Here is a 16,861-nt window from a genome sequence, read left to right on the forward strand (position 1 = left end):
CGCAGCATGGTGTCTCGAAGGGTGGGCAACAGACGTGGTGCGTGTAGCCCATGCTTCGAGACGGCTGCTTCGCAGCCTCCTCAGCATGAGGCCTGTTCTCGATTGCGTCGGCCGGACGCCCCGGCTACGGAGGCGTCATGCGCGTGCTGATCACCCGGCCGGAACGCGAGGCGACCACGCTGGCGACGGCGCTGGCCCAGCGCGGCCATGTCCCCGTCATCGCGCCGCTGTTCCGTCTTGAGATCCTGCATCCGCCGGCGGGTTTCGCCACGGATCTTTCCGGATGCCAGGCCATCCTGCTGAGCAGCGCCAATGGAGCGCGCGCGCTGGCCGAGGCCAGCGAGCAGCGCGGCAAGCCCATCCTCGCGGTCGGCGACACCACCGCCTCGACCGCGGAGGGGCTGGGCTTCGCCTCGGTCACTTCCGCCGCGGGCGACGGCCAGGCGCTGGCCGAGCTGGCGCGAACGCGCCTCGATCCCAAGGCCGGTCCTCTCCTTCACGTGTCCGGCGTCGAGATCGCCCAGGATTTCGCGGCTGCCCTCGCCCCGGACGGGTTCGAGGTGCGCCGCGTGGCCCTGTACGAGGCGCGCGAGGAGACCACCCTCCCCGACTCGGCGCGAGCCGCGATCGAGGCCCGCGCGCTGGACGCCGCGATGTTCTTTTCGCCGCGCGCGTCCGACCTGTTCGCCCGGCTGGTGCAGGAGGCCGGACTTTCCGCGTCCCTGTCGAGCGTCACCGCGATTGCCATCAGCCCTGCGGCGCTCCAGCCCTTGAGTGCCCTGCCATTCAAGGCGACGGTGGCGGCAGCGCGCCCCACCCGCCAGTGCGTGCTGGACGAGATCGACCGGCTGCCCGTGGATACTGTCGCGGACGCCCCCAAGGCCCCCCGCGAGGCGGCCGTAGAAGGACCGAGCATCATGAGCGATACACCTTCTTCTTCCGAGACGACTGCGCCGCCGGCCTCTCCCGTCACACCCCCGCCCGTGCAGGTCCGCCGCGGCCTCGGGGTGGTCGGGGCCTTCATCATCGGAGTGGTCGCCTCCTCCCTGGTGCTGGCCGGCGCGCTGATCAGCCTGCCCTACTGGCCGGCCGAGATCCGTGCGCTATGGCAGGGCCAGGGGGCGGCTGCGGTGCCGCCGGCGCCGGCCCTCGACCTGCAGCAGGTTCGCCAGGATGCGGCCGCCGTCGCCAACGCCTCGGTGGAGGCGGCCAAGCGCGAGATTTCGGCGCGCCTCGATGACCTGGACAAGCGGGTGCGCGCGGCCTCGGCCGCCGCGGCGGAGCGGCCGGGCAGCCCCGCAAGCAGCGGCCCCGATCCGGCGATCGCCGACCTGCGCCGCAAGGTCGAAGCACTGGAAAGCCGCGCCACAGCCCCCGAAGCCGCAGCACCGGCGCCAGCGCCCGCACCATCGGCCCCCAGCCCGGAGCAGGAGAAGGAGCTCGCGGCCCTGCGGCTCGAACTCGCCACGATGCGCAACACCGTGCAGACGATCGACCAGACGGTCACCGTGCAGCGCGACCAGACGAAGCTGCTGGCCGAGGCCGTCGACAAGGCGCGCGGCGAGGCGAGCGCGCGCAATGCCGGCGAACAGAAGGCGATGAGCGCCGCGCGGGCTTCCGCCCTCATCGGCATTGCGGCGCGGCTGAGCGCGGCCGTCGAATCCGGCCTGCCCTTTGCCACCGACCTCGCCCTGCTGACGCCGTTGGCCCAGGGCGACGCCAAGCTGACCGAGAGCGCCACCGCCCTGCAGACCTATGCCCAGAGCGGCGTCGCCTCGCGCGCCGCATTGGTGGCGGAGTTCCCGGCTGTCGCCAAGGCCGCGCTGGCCGACGATCTCGCCGACGATTCGTTCGGCGAGCGGCTGCTCGGCAAGGTGCGGGGGCTGGTCTCGCTGCGCCGGGTCGGCAACGACGTCGAAGGCGACGGCACGGAAGCGAAGCTCGCGCGGGCGGAAGCCGCCCTCGAGGCGGGCGACCTTCCCAAGGCGGTCGCGCTGGTGAAGACGCTGCCGCCGCCGACGGCGCGGGCCACCGCCGGCTGGCTGTCGCGCGCCGACGCCCATCTCGCGGCCAAGCAGGCAGCCGACCAGATCTCCTCGCAGGCCGTCACCCTGCTCGGCTCGGCCCGGTAGGTCCTGCAATGACGATTTTGCGCACCATCATCTGGTTCGTCTTCGCCATCGTGGCGATGCTGGGCGCGGTGTGGCTGGCCGAACGGCCGGGCTCCGTCACCGCCGAGTTCCGCGGCTGGAGGCTCGATACCAGCGTCGGCGTGCTGATGATCTCCGTGCTGGTGCTGATCCTGGTCAGCGTCGGCGGATGGCTTGTCTACCGCTGGATCGTCGGCGCCCCCGGCGCGCTGCTGGAAGGCTGGGGCGAGAGCCGCCGCCGTCGCGGCTATCGCGAGCTGACCCAGGGACTCGCCGCAGTTGCTGCGGGCGATGGCGTGGAAGCCCAGAAGCATGCGCGCAAGGCCGAGCAGCTCCTGTCCGAACCGGCGCTCACCCTCCTGCTCTCGGCCCAGGCAGCGCAGCTCAACGGCGACCGCGACGGCGCGCGGCGCGCCTTCACCGCCATGCTCGACGACGACCAGATGGCCTTCCTCGGGCTGCGCGGCCTGATCGGCCAGTCGCTGCGCGACGGCGACCAGGCCCAGGCCCTGGCCCATGCCGAACGCGCCTTCCGGCTGCGGCCGCAGACACCGTGGGTCGTGCATTCGCTGTTCGACATGCAGGCGCAGGTCGGCCATTGGCGGGCCGCCCAGGAGACGCTGGAGACGGGCATCCGCCGCAAGGTCGTCACGGCGGACAAGGGTCGCACCCTGAAGGCCCTGCTGGAGGTCGAGCGCAGCCGCGAGGCCGAGCGCGAAGGCCGCCCCAGCGACGCGCTGGCGCTGGCCCGCGATGCGTTCGCGCTGGCGCCGGAACGCATCGCCGTGACGCGGCGCCTCGCCGAGCTGCAGCTCACGGGCGACCCGAAGAAGGCGATGAAGACGATCGAGCGCGGCTGGGCGCTGGCGCCGCATCCCGATCTCGCGTCGCTCTATCTCGACGCCTCGGGCGAAACCGAGGCGCTCAAGAGGATCGGGGTCGCGCGTCGGCTGGCCGGTCTCAACCCGTCCGACATCGAAAGCCACCTGATGCTGGCCCAGGCCTCGCTCGATGCCGGCCTGTGGGGCGAGGCGCGCCGCCATCTCGACAGCGCCGCCGGCAGCAATCCGTCGACCCGCGTCTGCCGCCTCATGGCCGAGGTCGAGGAGCGCGAGCAGACCGGGCAGGACAAGGTGCGCGCGTGGCTCGCCCGCGCCGCCGATGCGCCGGCCGACCGCGCTTGGCGCTGCAACGCGTGCGGCGCCCATCACGAGGCCTGGCGGCCGGTCTGCGAGAGCTGCGGCGCCTTCGGCACGCTGCAATGGCGCGCGCCCGGCACCTACGGACAGATTCTGCCGCCCGAAAGCGTGCCGTCCGAGGCGCTTGCGTCATCGCCGCGCGGATCCAACCTGCCCGTGCCGGCCACGCACAACACGACAAGCTAGAAAAAGAGGAAACGCCATGTTCGAGACGACGCTTGCAGGCAGCCTGCCCAAGCCGGCCTGGCTGGCCACGCCGAATGTCCTGTGGGCGCCGTGGACGCTGTCCGGAGAGCCGCTGTTCGAGGCCAAGGACGATGCGACGTTCCTCGCCATCCGGCGCCAGGAGGAGGCCGGTCTCGACATCGTGAGCGATGGCGAGCAGGCGCGACAGCATTTCGTGCATGGCTTCCTGGCCGAGGTCGACGGCGTCGACTTCGACAAGAAGGTCCGCATGGGCATCCGCAACAACCGCTACGACGCCGATTGCCCGACCGTCACCTCGGCGCTCAGGCGTCGCAGGTTCGTGCACGAGCGCGAGGCGCGCATCGCCCGCGCCGCCACCTCGCGCAAGCTCAAGTTCACCCTGCCCGGCCCGATGACCCTGATCGACACGCTGGCCGACGGATACTACGGCGATCGCGTGAAGATGGCCTTCGCCTTCGCCGAATTGCTGAACCAGGAAGCAAAGGACCTCGAAGCACTCGGCGTCGACGTCGTGCAGTTCGACGAGCCCGCCTTCAACGTCTACCTCAACGAGACGGTGGACTGGGGCGTGCCGGCGCTGGAGAAGGCGGCCGAGGGGCTGAAGTGCACCACCGCCGTGCACATCTGCTACGGCTACGGCATCGAGGCCAACAACAAGTGGAAGGAGACGCTGGGCGAAAGCTGGCGTCAGTACGAACAGACCTTCCCGGCGCTCGACCGCAGCTCGATCCAGCAGGTCTCGCTGGAATGCCGCGACAGCCACGTGCCGCCCGAGCTGATGAAGCTCCTGAAGAACAAGACGGTCCTGGTCGGCGCCATCAACGTTGCCTCCGACAGGATCGAAACGCCGGAGGAAGTGGCCGCGACCCTGAAACTCGCGACCGAGTTCGTCGATCCCGAGCGCATCCAGGCCTGCACCAACTGCGGCATGGCCCCGATGACGCTCGGCGTCGCCTACGGCAAGCTGCGCGCGCTGAGCGAAGGCGCGGCGCTGGCGCGGAAGGCGTTCGCTTAAGCGTCGCTTCTACCGCCCACCATTGTCATCCCGAGCGTAGCGAGGGACCTTTGATCAGAGACCGCTAAAGGTCCCTCGCTGCGCTCGGGATGACAAGGAAAGTGTTGATGCAACTACGACGCCGATAACCGCTGACGTAGCGCGTAGAGGGCGTCGAGCGCCTCGCGGGGCGAGAGTTCGTCGGGGTTGATTTCGGCCAGGGCCTTCTCGACTTCCGATTCCTTCGTCTTCGCCGTGCCGCTCGCGGGACGCGCGGGGGCGGCGGCGAAGAGGGGGAGGTCGTCGGCCAGCCGGGTCACGGCGCTGGACTGTTCGCCCTTCTCCAGTACGGCCAGAACTTCCTCGGCGCGTGAGACGACGGTGGCGGGGAGGCCCGCCAGCTGCGCCACGTGGATGCCGTAGGAGCGGTCGGCGGCGCCGGGCGCGACCTCGTGAAGGAACACGACCTCGTTCTGCCACTCCTTGACGCGCATCGTGTAGGGCGCGAGCGCGTCGAGGCGTTCCTTCAGCGCGCCCAGCTCATGATAGTGCGTGGCGAACAGCGCCCGGCATCTGTTCACATCGTGCAGATGCTCGAGCGTCGCCCAGGCGATCGACAGGCCGTCGAAGGTCGCGGTGCCGCGGCCGATCTCGTCGAGGATGACGAGGCTCCTTGCCGTCGCCTGGTTCAGGATCGCCGCGGTCTCGACCATCTCGACCATGAAGGTCGAGCGCCCGCGCGCCAGGTCGTCGGCGGCGCCGACGCGGCTGAACAGGCGGTCGACGATGCCGATGGTCGCGGCCTTGGCCGGCACGAAGGCGCCGGCCTGGGCCATCACGGCGATCAGGGCGTTCTGGCGCAGGAAGGTCGATTTACCGGCCATGTTCGGGCCGGTCAGCAGCCACAGGCGGCGGTCGGTGCCGAGCGCGCAGTCGTTGGGCACGAAGCCCGCGCCACCCTGGCGGGCCAGCGCCGCCTCGACGACGGGATGGCGGCCGCCCTCGATGGCGAAGGCCGGATCGTCGGCCAGAGTCGGACGCACATGGTTGCTGCTGGCCGCCAGTTCGGCCAGCGCCGAGGAAACGTCGAGCGAGGCCAGCGCACGGCCGGCCGCGGCAATCGACGCCGACACCGCCATGACCTTGGCGACCAGCTCCTCGAACACGGCCATCTCCAGCGCCAGCGCCTGGTCGGCGGCGCGGCCGATGCGGGTTTCGAGGTCGGCCAGCTCCACCGTGCTGAAGCGCGTGGCGTTCGACATGGACTGCCGGCGCGTGAAGCCCAGGGCGGCCAGATCGAGCTTGTCGGCGTGCGTCGCCGTCACCTCGATATGGTAGCCAATCATGTTGTTGTGCCGGATCTTGAGCGACGGCACCCCGCTCGCGGTCCGGTACTTCGCTTCGAGGCCGGCCACCGTCTTGCGGCTGTCGTCGCGCAGGGTGCGCTGCTCGTCCAGTTCCGGCCGGTAGCCCTGCCGCACGAAGCCGCCGTCGCGCACCAGCAGCGGCGGCTCGTCGGCCAGCGCCTCGGCGAGCGCCGCCACGGTGGCGCCGTGGTCGGAGCAGCACATGACGATTTCCGCGAGCGGCGCCGGCGGCGGCAGCAGCGCCTCGGGCTCGGCGCGCAGCGACTGGGCCAGCGCCTCGCCCAGGTCCAGACCGTCGCGGAGGGCCGCCAGGTCGCGCGGACCGCCGCGGCCGACCGACAGGCGCTGCAGGGCGCGCTCGATGTCGGGGGTACGGCGCAGCGCCTCGCGCACCCGCTCGCGCACGGCCGGCCGCTCGACGAAGAGCTGCACCAGGTCGAGCCGGCGCTCGATCTCGACGCGATCGGTCAGCGGCGCGGCGATGCGCTCGGCCAGCAGGCGCGCGCCCGGGCCGGTCAGGGTGCGGTCGATGGTGGCCAGCAGGCTGCCGTCGCGGCGCCCGTCGAGGCTCTTCACCAGTTCGAGGTTCCGCCGGGTCGCCGGGTCGATCTCCATCGTGCCGTCGGCACGCTCGCGGCGCGGCGGCACCAGGGCCGGCCGCTTGCCGGCCTGGGTCAGTTCCACATAGTCGAGCAGCGCGCCGCAGGCCGCGACCTCGGCGCGCGAGAAATCGCCAAAACTCTCCAGCGCCGCGACGTTGAACGCCTGCAGCAGGCGCTTGCGGGCATTGTCGCTGTCGAACCGCGCCGAGGGCATCGGCGTCAGGATCGAATTCCATTCCTCCAGCACGGTCTTGAGCGGCTCGCGCGCCAGCAGCCGGTCGGGCACCAGCAGCTCGCCGGGGGACAGCCGGGCCAGCGCCGCCGCCAACTGCCCGGGCAGCAGCGGTTGGGTCGCGAAGTCGGCGGTCGAGAGATCAAGCCAGGCCAGCGCCAGATCGCCCTGCGCCTCGGACAGGGCCGCGAGGTAATTGTGGCTGCGCGCATCGAGCAGGGAGTCTTCGGTCAGCGTCCCGGGGGTGATGACCCGCACCACGGCGCGCTCGACCACCGACTTGGCACCGCGCTTCTTGGCTTCGGCCGGGTCCTCGATCTGCTCGCAGACCGCGACCTTGAAGCTCTGGCGGATCAGACGCGACAGGTAGGCTTCGTGGCTGTGCACCGGCACGCCGCACATCTTGATGTCTTCGCCGAGATGCTGGCCGCGCTTGGTCAGTGCGATGTCGAGCGCCGCCGAGGCCTTCACCGCGTCGTCGAAGAACAGCTCGTAGAAATCGCCCATCCGGTAGAACACCAGATGGTCCGGATGCGCGGCCTTGATCGCCAGGTACTGGCGCATCATCGGGGTGGCGTCGGCGGGGATGGTGGAACTGTCCGGCACTGGGAGATTCCTCGGGAGAGGTTCGGTCTAGCACACGCCGCAAAGCGATCCATGTGGACGACAGGTGGACGATATTTGGGCATGGAAGTTGCGCTGCAGCGCGGGATGGGTGTCTGGCACGCGCAGCGGAATACCGCCAATATGCGCGCTCAATTGGGAGTGAAAAAGCAGATGGCGGGCAAAAGCTCGGAAGAAATGGTCAGCAACCAGATGGGCGATCTCGACGGCGACTCGCTGATCATGCATCGGACGGGGCGGCCCGGCAAAATCGAGATCATTGCCAGCAAGCCGCTGGTCACCCAGCGCGATCTGGCGCTCGCCTATTCGCCGGGCGTCGCGGCCCCCTGCCTCGCGATCGAGAAGGACCCCTCGACCGCCTACGACTACACGATCAAGGGCAACCTGGTGGCCGTGATCTCCAACGGCACGGCGGTGCTGGGCCTGGGCGACATCGGGGCGCTGGCCGGCAAGCCGGTGATGGAGGGCAAGGCCGTCCTGTTCAAGCGCTTCGCCGACGTCGACTGCATCGACCTCGAGGTCGACACCAAGGACGTCGACCAGTTCGTGAACTGCGTGCGCTATCTCGGGCCGACCTTCGGCGGCATCAACCTCGAGGACATCAAGGCGCCGGAGTGCTTCATCATCGAGCAGCGCCTGCGCGAGCTGATGGACATTCCGATCTTCCACGACGACCAGCACGGGACGGCGATCGTCTCCGCCGCCGGCCTGATCAATGCGCTGCACCTCACCGGCCGCGACATCAAGGACATCAAGATGGTGGTGAACGGCGCGGGCGCCGCGTCGATCGCCTGCATCGAGCTCGTCAAGGCGATGGGCATGCCGCACGAGAACGCCATCCTGTGCGACACCAAGGGCGTGATCTACCAGGGCCGCACAGAGGGCATGAACCAGTGGAAGAGCGCCCATGCGGTGCGCACCAAGGCGCGCACCCTGGCGGAGGCGATGAAGGGCGCCGACGTGTTCTTCGGCCTCTCGGTCAAGGGCGCGGTCACCAAGGAGATGGTGCAGTCGATGGCCGCCAAGCCGATCATCTTCGCGATGGCCAATCCGGATCCCGAGATCACGCCGCAAGACGTGCGCGCGGCCCGCGGCGACGCGATCGTTGCCACCGGCCGCTCCGACTACGCCAACCAGATCAACAACGTGCTGGGCTTTCCCTACATCTTCCGCGGTGCGCTCGATGTGCGCGCCACCACGATCAACGAGGCGATGAAGGTCGCCGCCGCCGAGGCGCTGGCCAAGCTCGCCCGCGAGGACGTGCCCGACGAGGTCGACCGCGCCTATTCCGGCCGCCGCCTGCGCTACGGACCCGACTACATCGTGCCGGTGCCGTTCGATCCGCGTCTGATCGTCGAGGTCTCGGCGGCCGTCGCCAAGGCCGCGATGGAGTCGGGCGTCGCCAAGAAGCAGATCGCCGACATGGCGGAATACAAGCGCAGCCTCAGCGGCCGCCTCGATCCGACCAGCCATTTCCTGCAGAGCCTGTTCGAGCAGGTGAAGTCCAATCCGCAGCGCATCGTCTTCGCCGAGGGCGAGGAGGAGCGCACGATCCGCGCCGCCGTGATGTTCCGCGACAACGGCTACGGCACGCCGATCCTGATCGGCCGCGAGGAGCAGGTGCGCGAGACCATGAAGTCGCTCGGCATCAACGACTCGTCCGGCATGGAAATCCACAATGCGCGGCTGTCGACCAGGAACGCCCCGTACACCGACCTCGTCTACAAGCGGCTGCAGCGCGACGGCTACCTGCATCGCGACGTGCAGCGCATGGTCAACCAGGGCCGCAACGTGTTCGGCGCCTGCATGGTGGCGATGGGCGATGCCGACGGCATGGTGACCGGCATCACACGGCGTTTCCCCGAGTGCTATGCCGACGTGAAGCGCGTGATCAACATCGACGCGGGCAAGGTGCCGATGGGCTATTCCATCGTCGTCTCGCGCCACGGAACGGTGTTCCTCGCCGACACCTCGATCAACGAGACGCCGAGCCCCGAGCAGCTCGCCACCATCGCCAAGCAGATGGTGAAGAACGCCCGCATGATGGGACACGAGCCCCGGGTCGCCTTCCTCTCCTTCTCGAACTTCGGCAGCCGCGAGATCGAGCGCATCGACCGCATCCGCAAGGCGATCCGCCTGCTCGACGCCGAGGAGGTCGACTTCGAGTATGACGGCGAAATGCAGGCCGACATGGCGCTCGACTTCGAACTTCTGAAGTCGACCTATCCGTTCACGCGCCTCACCGGCCCGGCCAACATCCTGATCATGCCGGGGCTCCACTCGGCCCACATCTCCTCGCGGCTGATGCAGTCGCTGGGCGGCGTGACGGTGATCGGCCCGGTGATCGACGGTCTCTCCAAGCCCGTGCAGATCGTGCCGATGGGAGCCACCGTCAGCGATCTGGTGAACCACGCGGCCCTAGCCGCGTACGGAGCGCTGATCTCTCGGAGGTAGCAAGATTCCGTCGTCTCGACCGGAGCCTCGCGCAGCGGGGCTCCGGTCGAGACGACGGATATTTGGCTTTAGAGACGCGACGCCGTGAGGCTCAGGAAACCTTCACCACCGTGAGCCGATGCTCGCGGCCATCGCGGGCCGTCCATGAGATGGACTGGCCGACCGCGAGGCCGACCAGCGCGGCGCCGACCGGCGTCATCACCGAGAGCTTGTGCGCGTCGCTGTCCTCGTCGGCGGGATAGACCAGCGTCTCGGTGAGTTCGTGCTGCTCGCCGTCGGTCCCGGCGTCGGAGCGGAAGGTCACGGTGGAGCCCATGCGCACGACGTCCGCCGGCACCTTGTCCTCGCTCACCACCTTGGCGCGCTCCATCTCGGAGAGCAGCTCTTCGGCCACATCGGGCAGACGCTCCAGCGACGCGGTGGCAAGGTCGGTCAGGCGGTCACAGTCGGCGTCGCTGACGACGATGTTGGGGACGGAACGGTTACGTGCAACGGCGGGCATCGCGGATGCTCCTGCATTTGATGAAGACGAATTGTAGAGAATCGGTGATCGCAGAAACGCGATCGTGCCCCGATGCCGGGACACAGAGGCCGGCTCGGGGACTACGCTTCCGCGATCGGATAGTTCCGTCGCGGGACGCGCGAAAAGGGGTCCAAGAAGCTCATGCGAAGGAGTTAAGCCCCTCCGGTGCCGGCGTTCAAGCCGCTTTGCGCGCACGCTTCGCGAGATAGACCTGCAGGTGCGCGTAAGCCAGGCGCAGGTTGGGCGTGGCGAGTCCGGCCTTCTTCGCGCGGGCGATCATGTCGCCCACGATATGGTCGGCCTCGACCATGCCGCCCTTCTCCAGATCGTGCAGCATCGAGGCGGTGAACTTCGAGCCCTTCACGGTGAGGAACGAGCGAATGGTCTTGAGGCCTTTCTCGCCGGGGTCGTGGCCGGCGGCGACCGCGACCTGGCGCGCCTCCTCGACCGTCTCCAGCACGATCGCCAGGCCCTCGTCGGCTTCGAGCACGTCACCGGACGAGCCGCGCATCAGGCAGCAGGTCGCCGCCAGGGTGCACAGCATGATCCACTTGTCCCAGAGATCCTGCACGATGTTGGCGTTGAGGCCGCCGTCGATGCCCGATGCCTTGATGGCGGCATCGAGATCGTTCAACGCCTTGCGTGCGGGCGCGGCCCCGCGTTCGCCGAACGAGATCACGGCGAAGGGGCTGGTGTGCAGGATGTGCCCTTCCCCGTTCATGGCGACGCCGACCCGCGCCAGGCCGCCCACCACCTTCTCGGCGCCGAAGCGCGCGTCGAGCGCCTCGAGATGGCGCATGCCGTTCAGCAGCGGCACGATCGTCGTGTGGGCGCCGACCGCCGGGGCAATGGCGTCCATCGCCGAGTCGAGGTCGTAGGCCTTGCAGGTAAGCAGGATGACGTCGTAGGGGCCGCCCTCGCCACCGCCGACAACCGTCTTCACGGTCTGGGTGATGTCGCCCTTGGTGCTCCTGATCACCAGCCCGTCGCGCTGCAGCGCCTCGTTCCGCTTCTCGCGCACGAGAAAGGTCACGTCGGCGCCGCTCTGGTGCAGGCGTCCGCCGACATATCCGCCGATCGCGCCAGCGCCGAGGATCAGGATCTTCATGTCAGGCCTCTACTTCAATCCGCCGCGCGCCCGGCGCGCTTCGTACGTCTGCAGGTGGGCATAGGCATAGCGCAGGTTGGGCGCGGCGATGCCGTGCTTGCGCGCCCGCCCCAGCATGTCGCCGACGATCTGCTTGCCCTCGGCCGCGCCGCCCTTTTCCATGTCGCCCAGGATCGAGGCGACGGCCTTCGAGCCCTTCGCCGTCAGCATGCCCAGCAGGTTGGCCACGACCTTGTCGCTCGGCGGCTGGCCCTCGGCCACGGCGACCCTGCGGCTCTCCTCCAGCGTCTCGGCGACGATCGCCGCGCCGTCCTCGCTCTCCATGATGTCGCCGATCGTGCCGCGCATCGAGGCGCACATGCCGGCGATCGTCGACAGCATGATCCACTTGTCCCAGAGATCCTGGTTGATGTTGTCGTTGAGCCCGCCGTCGATGCCGGCCTTCTTGCAGGCGGCGTCGAGCTCGACCAGCGCCGGGCGCGCGGGCTTCCCGTCGCGCTCGCCGAACGACACGCCCGAGGCGCCGCTGTGCAGAATCTCGCCGTTGGGGCCCAGCATGCCGGAGATACGGGCGAGACCACCGGCCACGCGCGCGGCACCGAACTTCGCGTCGAGCGCGGCGAAATGGGCATGGCCGTTCAGCATCGGCACGATGACCGTGTCCGGCCCGACCGCCGGTGCAATGGACTCCATCGCCGAGTCGAGGTCGTAGGCCTTGCAGGCCAGCACGATGACGTCATAGGGGCCGCCCTCGCTACCCTTCGTCACGACCTTGACCGGCACGACGGCATCGCCCTTCGGGCTCTTCACGACCAGGCCTTCCGCGCGCACCTTCCCGGCGCGCTTCTCGCGCAGCAGGAAGGTGGTATCGATGCCGGCCTGCGTGAGGCGCGCGCCCCAATAGCCGCCGACCGCGCCGGCGCCGAGAATCAGGATCTTCACGTCTTGAGGTTCCTTTCGGTCAACCAGTCGTCGAGCCATGTGGCGAGGTCGTCGGTCTGGTGATGGATGTGGCTGAGGTCGGCGTCGGCCGCGCGCTTCACGCTCTCGTCGGTGCGGATCCACACCGTGCGCATGCCGATATCGGCGGCGGGCTTCAGGTTGACGGAGATGTCGTCGGCGAAGGCGGCGCGGGTCGGATCGATGCCGTACTTCTTCACCAGCGACTCGTAGATCTGCGGATGCGGCTTGGGCCAGTACTCGCCCGCGGCGATGTCGAAGATCGCCTCGAAATGATGCGCCACGCCCAGCCGCTCCATCACGCGCTCGGCGTGCGGCACGTCGCCGGCGGTGAAGATGATCTTGCGGCCCGGCAGTGCGCGCAGCGACGCTTCGAGCGCGGGGTTGGCCTCGACCGGCGAGTAGTCGATGTCGTGGACGTAATCGAGATAGTGCGTGGGATCGACGCCGTGCAGGCTCATCATCCCGCGCATCGAGGTGCCGTGATCGCGCCAGTACTGCTTCTGCACGACCCGCGCCTCTTCCGGCGTGACCTTGAGCCAGTCGGCGATATATCGCCCGATGCGCACGTCGATCTGCGAGAACAGGTTGCAACGCGCCGGGTAGAGCGTGTTGTCGAGGTCGAACAGCCAGACGTCCGGATCGTGCGCCGGGGGATCGTATTTGCGTGCCATGGGACGTTTGGATTACCGGCCAGCCGTGCGCTTGTCGAGCCGGCGGATTATAAGGACGGACAATGGATATCCTGACGATCGTCCTCCTCGCCGCCGTCGTTGTGCTGGTTCTCGTCCTGGTCGTCGTGCTGATGCTCCAGGGGGGCGGCAGCCGCGAGGCCGAGCAGCGGATGCAGCAGCAGCTCGCCCTGGCGCTGAGCCAGCAGGCCGAGACCGTGCAGCGGGTCGAGAAGTCGCTGCGCGAGCAGGAGCAGGCGCTGGGCAAGGTCGTCGCCGAGCGCCTCGACCGCACCGAGAAGGCCACGGGCCAGATCGTCACCGACCTGCGCGAGCGGCTGGTCCGGATCGACGAGGCGCAGAAGAAGATCGGAGAGCTCTCTACCCAGGTCGTCAGCCTGCAGGAGGTCCTGTCCAACAAGCAGGCCCGCGGCGCCTTCGGCGAGGTCCAGCTGAACGACCTGGTCCAGAGCGCCCTGCCGCCCTCGGCCTACGATTTCCAGGTGACGCTCTCGACCGGCGTACGCGCCGACTGCCTGCTGAAGCTGCCCAATCCGCCGGGCTCGATCGCCATCGACGCCAAGTTTCCGCTGGAAAGCTACAGCCTGTTGCGGGCGGTCCCCGCGGGCGACGGCGCGGCGCTTCTGGCGGCGCAGCGGAGCTTCCAGCAGGCGATCCGCAAGCACATCGCCGACATCCGGGCCAAGTACATCGTGCCCGGCGAGACCGCCGAATCGGCGCTGATGTTCCTTCCCTCGGAAGCCGTCTATGGCGAGCTGCACGCCAACTTCACCGGCCTGGTCGAGGAATCCTACAGGGCGCGTGTGTGGATCGTGTCGCCCACCACCATGATGGCGACCCTCAACACGGTGCGCGCGGTCCTGAAGGACGTGCGCATGCGCGAGCAGGCCGGCGAGATCCAGAAGATGGTCGGGCTGATCCTGGGCGACGTGAAGCGGCTCGACGACCGGGTCGACAATCTCAAGAAGCACTTCGCCCAGACCGAGAAGGACCTGCGCGAGATCGACACCTCGACCACGGCGATCACCCGCCGCGGCGAACGCATCCTCGCCGTCGACCTCGGCGAGGAGCCGGCGGCGTTACCGCCGAAGGTTTAGCGGGCAGCGCGCAAAGGTCCCTCGCTACGCTCGGGATGACAATGGGTGTCGGGATCGGCGCAGCGCGTCGGATGCAACAAAAGCTGTCATCCCGAGCCTTGCGAGGGACCCTTCCTTAACCCCACGGCCCACGGCGCGGGGTCTGGGGGGCGGCGCCACCCCAAGGACCGCGACGCGGCGCCGACGAGGCCAGCGGGCGCGGCTGGGCGTAGGTCTGGCCGCCCATCGACTGCAGGCGCGCGATGCGCTCCTCCATCGGCGGGTGGGTCGAGAACAGGCTCGACATGCCGCCGGCCAGGGCGAGCGGGTTGGCGATGTACATGTGGGCGGTCGCCGGATTGCGCTCGGCCGCCTCGTTGTGGATCTGCTGCGTGCCGGCATGCAGCTTGGCCAGCGCCGAGGCGAGCCACTGCGGCTGGCCGCAGATTTCCGCGCCCATGCGGTCGGCCTCGTATTCGCGGCCGCGGCTGATCGCCATCTGGACCAGCATCGCGGCCATCGGCGCCAGGATCATCGCGGCGATGGCGACGATCGGATTGACCAGCGGCCGGCCCTCGGAATCGCGTCCGCCGCCCATCAGGCCGCCGAAGCTCGCCAGCATGCCGATGGCGCCCGACAGGGTGGCTGCCACGGTCATGATCAGCGTGTCGCGGTGGCGGACGTGGGCCAGCTCGTGCGCCATCACGCCAGCCACCTCCTCGCGGCTGAGGTAGCGCAGCAGGCCGGTGGTCGCGGCCACGGCGGCATGCTCCGGATCACGGCCGGTCGCGAAGGCGTTGGGCTGGTCCTCGTCGATCAGGTAGACGCGCGGCATCGGCAGGCCGGCGCGCTGCGCCAGCTCGTGGACGATGTTGTAAAGCTCGGGCGCATTCTGGGGCCCGACTTCCTGGGCGTTGGCCATGCGCAGGACCATCTGGTCGCTGTTCCAGTAGGCAAACAGGTTCATGCCCAGCGCGGCGACGAGGGCGATGACGAGGCCGGTCTGGCCTCCCAGCAGGTAGCCCGCCACGAGGACGAAGCCCGTCAGCGCGGCGAGCAGGAGGGCGGTCTTGAAGTAATTCATGCCGGGTAAGTTGGTCTGCAAAAGTGGCAAATCAAGGTAGGGACAGGCATCATGCAGTCATGACCGACAGCAACAAGCCCACCCCGCCGGAGCCGCCCAAGGCGGACCCGGCAACACCCCCCGTCCCCGAGAAGCCCAAGAAGGTCGAGGAGATCGGCGGCCCGCCCGGCCCCGAGCCCACGCGCTACGGCGACTGGCAGTTCAACGGGAAGGTAACGGACTTCTAGGATGCGCACCGACATCTTCCACCCCAGCTTCAAGGCGCAACCCTGGTGGTGGGAGGCGTGGACGCCCAACAACGCGCTGAGCGTCGATCCGCCCGCGAAGACCGACGTGGTGATCGTGGGGGCCGGCTATGGCGGCCTGTCGACGGCGCTGGAGCTGCGGCGCAACGGCATCGACTGCGTGGTGCTGGAGCGCGGCGTGTTCGGCATCGGCGCCTCGACGCGCAACGGCGGCATGCTCTCGGGCGGTACCAACATCGCCAAGGGGCTGGGCGGCAAGAACCCCAAGGTCGAGGCCGAGTTCGAGGCCAACAAGGCGGCGTTCCTGGGCAGCGGCGCCGATTCGCTGCAGACCCTGATCGACATCATCCACCGCGAGAAAATCGACTGCGGCCTGATCACCAACGGCCGCTTCACCGGCGCCTGGACGCCCAAGCACTACGACGACCAGGCGCGCAAGGTCGAGATGTTCAACAAGTACGCCCATGTCGGCGCCGAGATGATCCCGCGCGAGCGGGTGCGCGAGATGATGGCGTCCGACTATTACTATGGCGGCATGTACGTGAAGAGCGGCGGCAACCTCCATCCCGCGCGCTACTACAAGGGACTGCTCGAGGCCGCGCACGGCCAGGGCGCCGTGCTGTGCGGCGAGGTCGAGGCCGAGCGCATCGAAAAGACGAGTAACGCGAAGACGGGCAGCGGCTGGCGCGTGCTGACGGCCAAGGGCCCGATCGCCTGCAAGGAAGTCGTCATCGCCACCAACGGCTATACCGGCGACCTGACGCCCAAGCTGAAGATGCGCGTCGTGCCGGTGGCAAGCCACATCATCGCCACCGAAGAGCTGCCGATGCCGGCGACCGACCTGATCCCGCTGCAGCGCTCGATCGGCGACACCAAGCGGGTGCTGACCTACTACCGGCCCTCGCCCGACGGCCGGCACATGATCTTCGGCGGCCGCGCCCGCTTCACGGCGGCGCCGCCGGAAGTGAGCGCACCGATCCTGTACCAGTACATGATCGACCGGTTCCCGCAGCTCAAGGGCATCCGCATCACCCATGTCTGGACGGGCAACGTGGCCTTCGCGCTCGATTCGATGTCGCACATGGGCCAGGACGACGGCATGCACTACCTGCTCGCCTGCAACGGCAGCGGCGTCGCCATGATGACCTATCTCGGCACCCAGACCGCGAAGAAGATCGCCGGCGGCTCCAACGCCCCGGTCAATGCCTTCGACGGCCGCGAATTCCCCGGGCATCCGCTCTACAACGGCGACCCCTCGCTCTATCTCCCGCTGATCGGCGCCCTCTACCGCACGCGCGACTGGCTCGACCGCAAGATGGCCGGCTGAAACAGGATTTTTTGACC

Annotated in this window: 13 protein-coding genes; 7 read left to right on the forward strand and 6 right to left on the reverse strand. The window is 68.8% G+C overall.

From position 1 onward, the window contains the following. The first annotated feature begins 137 nt into the window (after nt 1-137). Genes Q7V45_RS08515 through Q7V45_RS08525 form a run of 3 tightly spaced genes read left to right on the forward strand, consistent with a single transcriptional unit; the run spans nt 138 to nt 4,571 of the window. Complete coding sequence (locus Q7V45_RS08515; RefSeq protein WP_304850072.1) at nt 138-2,132, forward strand: uroporphyrinogen-III synthase; 1,995 nt, start codon at nt 138-140, stop codon at nt 2,130-2,132. 8 nt (nt 2,133-2,140) lie between these two features. After that, nucleotides 2,141-3,535 carry a heme biosynthesis protein HemY gene (locus Q7V45_RS08520; RefSeq protein ID WP_304850075.1) on the forward strand — a complete coding sequence of 465 codons (1,395 nt, stop codon included), beginning with the start codon at nt 2,141-2,143 and terminating at the stop codon, nt 3,533-3,535. A gap of 16 nt (nt 3,536-3,551) precedes the next feature. After that, nucleotides 3,552-4,571, forward strand: coding sequence for a methionine synthase (locus Q7V45_RS08525; protein ID WP_304850078.1), 1,020 nt, complete (start codon nt 3,552-3,554; stop codon nt 4,569-4,571). 113 nt (nt 4,572-4,684) lie between these two features. On the opposite strand, the gene mutS is transcribed toward Q7V45_RS08525, so the two are convergent. Further along, nucleotides 4,685-7,318, reverse strand: coding sequence for a DNA mismatch repair protein MutS (mutS, locus tag Q7V45_RS08530; protein ID WP_370692573.1), 2,634 nt, complete (start codon nt 7,316-7,318; stop codon nt 4,685-4,687). Between the two features lie 210 nt (nt 7,319-7,528). On the opposite strand from mutS, the gene Q7V45_RS08535 reads away from it, so the two are divergent. Further along, nucleotides 7,529-9,829: an NADP-dependent malic enzyme gene (locus tag Q7V45_RS08535; RefSeq protein ID WP_304850084.1), complete on the forward strand. Its 2,301-nt coding sequence runs from the start codon at nt 7,529-7,531 to the stop codon at nt 9,827-9,829. Between the two features lie 91 nt (nt 9,830-9,920). On the opposite strand, the gene rnk is transcribed toward Q7V45_RS08535, so the two are convergent. The 4 genes from rnk to Q7V45_RS08555 all read right to left on the reverse strand — a co-directional run bounded on the left by rnk (nt 9,921) and on the right by Q7V45_RS08555 (nt 13,094). Beyond that, entirely contained in the window at nt 9,921-10,331 is a 411-nt protein-coding gene (gene rnk / locus Q7V45_RS08540) for a nucleoside diphosphate kinase regulator (RefSeq protein WP_304850087.1), read from the reverse strand. Nucleotides 10,332-10,527: 196 nt separating this feature from the next. Then, nucleotides 10,528-11,460: a ketopantoate reductase family protein gene (locus Q7V45_RS08545; RefSeq protein WP_304850091.1), complete on the reverse strand. Its 933-nt coding sequence runs from the start codon at nt 11,458-11,460 to the stop codon at nt 10,528-10,530. Between the two features lie 9 nt (nt 11,461-11,469). Further along, the gene (locus Q7V45_RS08550; protein ID WP_304850094.1) at nt 11,470-12,402 is read right to left on the reverse strand and encodes a ketopantoate reductase family protein; all 933 of its coding nucleotides are present in this window, start codon (nt 12,400-12,402) and stop codon (nt 11,470-11,472) included. Then, the gene (locus Q7V45_RS08555; protein WP_304850096.1) at nt 12,399-13,094 is read right to left on the reverse strand and encodes a pyrimidine 5'-nucleotidase; all 696 of its coding nucleotides are present in this window, start codon (nt 13,092-13,094) and stop codon (nt 12,399-12,401) included. The genes Q7V45_RS08550 and Q7V45_RS08555 overlap by 4 nt, the downstream gene beginning before the upstream one ends. Before the next feature lie 62 nt (nt 13,095-13,156). Here Q7V45_RS08555 and Q7V45_RS08560 point away from each other — a divergent pair, with 62 nt between their 5' ends. After that, nucleotides 13,157-14,209 (forward strand): DNA recombination protein RmuC, encoded by a 1,053-nt coding sequence (locus Q7V45_RS08560; protein WP_304850099.1) that lies wholly within the window; start codon nt 13,157-13,159, stop codon nt 14,207-14,209. A gap of 115 nt (nt 14,210-14,324) precedes the next feature. Here Q7V45_RS08560 and htpX read toward each other — a convergent pair whose 3' ends face one another. After that, nucleotides 14,325-15,272: a zinc metalloprotease HtpX gene (gene htpX, locus Q7V45_RS08565; protein ID WP_304850102.1), complete on the reverse strand. Its 948-nt coding sequence runs from the start codon at nt 15,270-15,272 to the stop codon at nt 14,325-14,327. A 59-nt stretch (nt 15,273-15,331) separates the two neighbouring features. Here htpX and Q7V45_RS08570 point away from each other — a divergent pair, with 59 nt between their 5' ends. Continuing rightward, on the forward strand, nt 15,332-15,499 hold the full coding sequence (locus Q7V45_RS08570) for a DUF1674 domain-containing protein (RefSeq protein ID WP_304850105.1): 168 nt from the start codon (nt 15,332-15,334) through the stop codon (nt 15,497-15,499). Between the two features lies 1 nt (nt 15,500). Beyond that, nucleotides 15,501-16,844, forward strand: a complete 1,344-nt coding sequence (locus Q7V45_RS08575) for an FAD-binding oxidoreductase (protein ID WP_304850108.1) — start codon at nt 15,501-15,503, stop codon at nt 16,842-16,844. Nucleotides 16,845-16,861 lie beyond the last annotated feature (17 nt).

The sequence above is a fragment of the Reyranella sp. genome (assembly GCF_030651995.1).
Lineage (GTDB): Bacteria > Pseudomonadota > Alphaproteobacteria > Reyranellales > Reyranellaceae > Reyranella.

Coding starts and splice junctions, on each gene's coding strand:
- Q7V45_RS08515 (WP_304850072.1), top strand. CDS start 138: ATGCGCGTGCTGATCACCCGGCCGGAACGCGAGGCGACCACGCTGGCG.
- Q7V45_RS08520 (WP_304850075.1), top strand. CDS start 2,141: ATGACGATTTTGCGCACCATCATCTGGTTCGTCTTCGCCATCGTGGCG.
- Q7V45_RS08525 (WP_304850078.1), top strand. CDS start 3,552: ATGTTCGAGACGACGCTTGCAGGCAGCCTGCCCAAGCCGGCCTGGCTG.
- mutS (WP_370692573.1), bottom strand. CDS start 7,318: ATGATGCGCCAGTACCTGGCGATCAAGGCCGCGCATCCGGACCATCTG.
- Q7V45_RS08535 (WP_304850084.1), top strand. CDS start 7,529: ATGGCGGGCAAAAGCTCGGAAGAAATGGTCAGCAACCAGATGGGCGAT.
- rnk (WP_304850087.1), bottom strand. CDS start 10,331: ATGCCCGCCGTTGCACGTAACCGTTCCGTCCCCAACATCGTCGTCAGC.
- Q7V45_RS08545 (WP_304850091.1), bottom strand. CDS start 11,460: ATGAAGATCCTGATCCTCGGCGCTGGCGCGATCGGCGGATATGTCGGC.
- Q7V45_RS08555 (WP_304850096.1), bottom strand. CDS start 13,094: ATGGCACGCAAATACGATCCCCCGGCGCACGATCCGGACGTCTGGCTG.
- Q7V45_RS08560 (WP_304850099.1), top strand. CDS start 13,157: ATGGATATCCTGACGATCGTCCTCCTCGCCGCCGTCGTTGTGCTGGTT.
- htpX (WP_304850102.1), bottom strand. CDS start 15,272: ATGAATTACTTCAAGACCGCCCTCCTGCTCGCCGCGCTGACGGGCTTC.
- Q7V45_RS08570 (WP_304850105.1), top strand. CDS start 15,332: ATGACCGACAGCAACAAGCCCACCCCGCCGGAGCCGCCCAAGGCGGAC.
- Q7V45_RS08575 (WP_304850108.1), top strand. CDS start 15,501: ATGCGCACCGACATCTTCCACCCCAGCTTCAAGGCGCAACCCTGGTGG.